The following is a 2597-nucleotide window of genomic DNA, read 5'->3' on the forward strand; positions in this document are numbered from 1 at the left end:
GCTCTACGCCCTAAAAGGGGTTGATTTTCAGATAAGCCCAGGCGAGATCGTGTCCGTAGTCGGCAGGTCTGGTTCTGGCAAGACTACACTTTTGAATATGATCGGGTGTCTGGACACTCTTTCTGAGGGGACGCTTTATATCGGAAATACCGAGGTCTCTAGACTCAAGGAGAAAAACCTGATCAAAGTGAGAAGAGAGAATATCGGTTTTGTTTTTCAACTTTTCTATCTTATCCCTACATTGACTGCCTATGAAAATGCCCTTCTTCCTTTGCTTTTCGCACGCAGATTAGATAAAAAGGAGAAAGTCAAGGAGATCTTCCAGAAAGTGGGATTGGGAGAAAGGTTGAATATGCTACCCTCAGAGTTAGATGGTGGAGATATGCAGAGAATAGCCATAGCCCGCGCTCTGGTTAATGACCCTAAGATAATCCTGGCAGATGAACCCACCGGCAGATTGGAATCAAAATCCAAAGAGAAGATCTTCGGGCTTTTCAAGAAACTGGCTGAAGATGGGCTGGCAATAATCATTGCTACGCATGACCCGGATTTGGCTTCCAGAGCCGACCGGATGATAAGATTAAAAGATGGTATGGTGGTCAATTGACCTTTACAAAAATTCAAATATTATAGATAGCTCTTGGAGTATAAAACTTTAACTTTATTTCAATGTAAACCTAAAGGTTTACACTCCAAGAGAATGATCTGAGGAGGTGAAAGAAAATGAAAAAGATCTGGCTGACAATTGCAGGGGTTCTGATAGTCTTGATTCTTCTATTGGGATTTTCAACTGGCTGGTTTGGAGGTAAAGGTGAAAAAGGTCCCAAGATGGCTGTTTGCCCGGTTTGCAAGATGAAAGTCCTGGTCACTGAAACCACTCCAACTTACGTATACAAAGGCAAGACCTATTATTTTATGAACGAAGAGCATAAGAATATCTTTGTTGAGGATCCGGAGAGGTTTCTCAAATTAAATTAATCGTGAAAACAAATCATTCAACATGTGAGGAGGTAGAAGTGAAACGTTCAAGCCTAATCATAATAGCTGTGTTAAGCTTATTTTTCTGGTATCTGGCATCTGCCAGCATACTGGTATACGGTGCGGAGGAAAAAGCGCAGGTCACTGAGCATAAGATCATAAAGGAAGAGATTGGTAAGGATTTTACCTGCGTGATGTGTGGTATGGAGATGAAAGTCGCCAAGAATACGCCCGCAGTTGATTATAAAGGGAAAACCTATTATTTCTGCGGTGCTGGAGAGAAGAAGGCTTTTTCTAAAACCCCGGAAAAGTACGCAACTCAGGAAAGTACGGATAGTCTGACAACAGCGACAGGCTACACTGAGCATAAGATAACGGACGAGGAATTAGGCAAAGAGGCGATCTGTCCCGTCACAAAAAAGAGTTTCAAGATTTCAAAAGAGACTCCTGCCATAGATTTTCAGGGGGAAACCTATTATTTCTGCTGTCCGGGGTGTAGTAACAAATTCATGGCTTCACAGTCCGCACCTGATTCTCTTAAAGTAGAGCCGGATTCCCTTCATCATAATCAGAGCACTGGAGGGAGTCATAAACATAAAGGATGCTGTTGAAAAAAGGATATTTTGTCCTGGTTCAAGCAGTCTCTATATACCTGTTGATAACTGGGGCGATAATTTTTAGCTGTGGAAAAAAGGATACGCCTGGAAATAAGACCGAAGAAGTTAAAAAAACCAGAGAAGGAATCTCCGAGGGGGAGATAGCTCCCGACTTCACCCTCAAGGACCTCAAGGGGATGGAGCTAAATCTAAAAGAGTTTAGAGGAAAGGTAGTTCTTTTGAATTTCTGGGCAACCTGGTGTTCCCCTTGCAGGATAGAGATACCTTCAATGGTCGAGCTTTACAAAAGATACAAAGACAAGGGCCTGGAGATAATTGGAGTGAATCTGGACAAACTGGGCAGGTCAGGGGTAGAGCAGTTCAGTAAAGAGTATAATATAAGTTTCCCGGTCCTGCTGGACCCGGCAGGAAAGGTAGGTACAAATTATGGTATAGTGGCTTTGCCCACTACGTTTATTTTAGACCGAGAAGGAAAGATTCTGGAAAGGGTTACAGGTGGGCTGGATTGGACCACAGAAGAAAATCTTAAGAAATTTGAAACACTTTTGGCTGAAAGTGAGTAAAATATTTTAAATAAGGTTTTGAATTTTTGGCAGGAAAGAACCCTCTGAGACTGGGGTAAAACTCTGTTGGTCTGGAGACCAACAGAGAGCAATTTGGTTCCATTTATCTGAGGAGTGTTCCTGATTGAGGGACAGAAATTCCAAAACTGATCTTTGTCATATTTTTTAAAAAAAAATTTTGGAAAGGTTCAAACAAAAAATTAAGTAATTGCGTTAAACTAACGGAAAAAAGGAAAAAGGGTTAATAAAATTAAAGTTTTTAAAGCTGAAGTCTTCACTATTTTCATTCTACTCTGAGTTCCTGCCCCCCTCTCAGATAGAGTAGGTGGTGAAGCTCCTTCAGCTTTTTTATTTTATGAGAATAGCCCCACCTTGAGGGCAAGGTGGGGCTACCGTTTTTGATGGGGTAGACCCAGGTTGCCCCCAACCTGGGTCTACC

4 protein-coding genes are annotated in these 2597 nt (G+C 42.0%); all 4 read left to right on the forward strand.

The genetic code is table 11. The features are described 5' to 3' along the window. The coding region (locus MUP17_02045; protein ID MCJ7457756.1) for an ABC transporter ATP-binding protein at window positions 1–607 on the forward strand (607 nt) is incomplete at its 5' end. Window positions 608–723: 116 nt separating this feature from the next. Continuing rightward, window positions 724–978 carry a YHS domain-containing protein gene (locus MUP17_02050; GenBank protein ID MCJ7457757.1) on the forward strand — a complete coding sequence of 85 codons (255 nt, stop codon included), beginning with the start codon at window positions 724–726 and terminating at the stop codon, window positions 976–978. A 38-nt stretch (window positions 979–1016) separates the two neighbouring features. Beyond that, window positions 1017–1589 (forward strand): YHS domain-containing protein, encoded by a 573-nt coding sequence (locus tag MUP17_02055; GenBank protein ID MCJ7457758.1) that lies wholly within the window; start codon window positions 1017–1019, stop codon window positions 1587–1589. Beyond that, window positions 1580–2158, forward strand: coding sequence for a TlpA family protein disulfide reductase (locus MUP17_02060; protein MCJ7457759.1), 579 nt, complete (start codon window positions 1580–1582; stop codon window positions 2156–2158). Before MUP17_02055 ends, MUP17_02060 begins: the two co-directional genes overlap by 10 nt. The last annotated feature ends 439 nt before the right edge of the window (window positions 2159–2597 follow it).

It is taken from the genome of Candidatus Zixiibacteriota bacterium (genome assembly GCA_022865345.1).
Taxonomy (GTDB): domain Bacteria; phylum Zixibacteria; class MSB-5A5; order MSB-5A5; family RBG-16-43-9; genus RBG-16-43-9.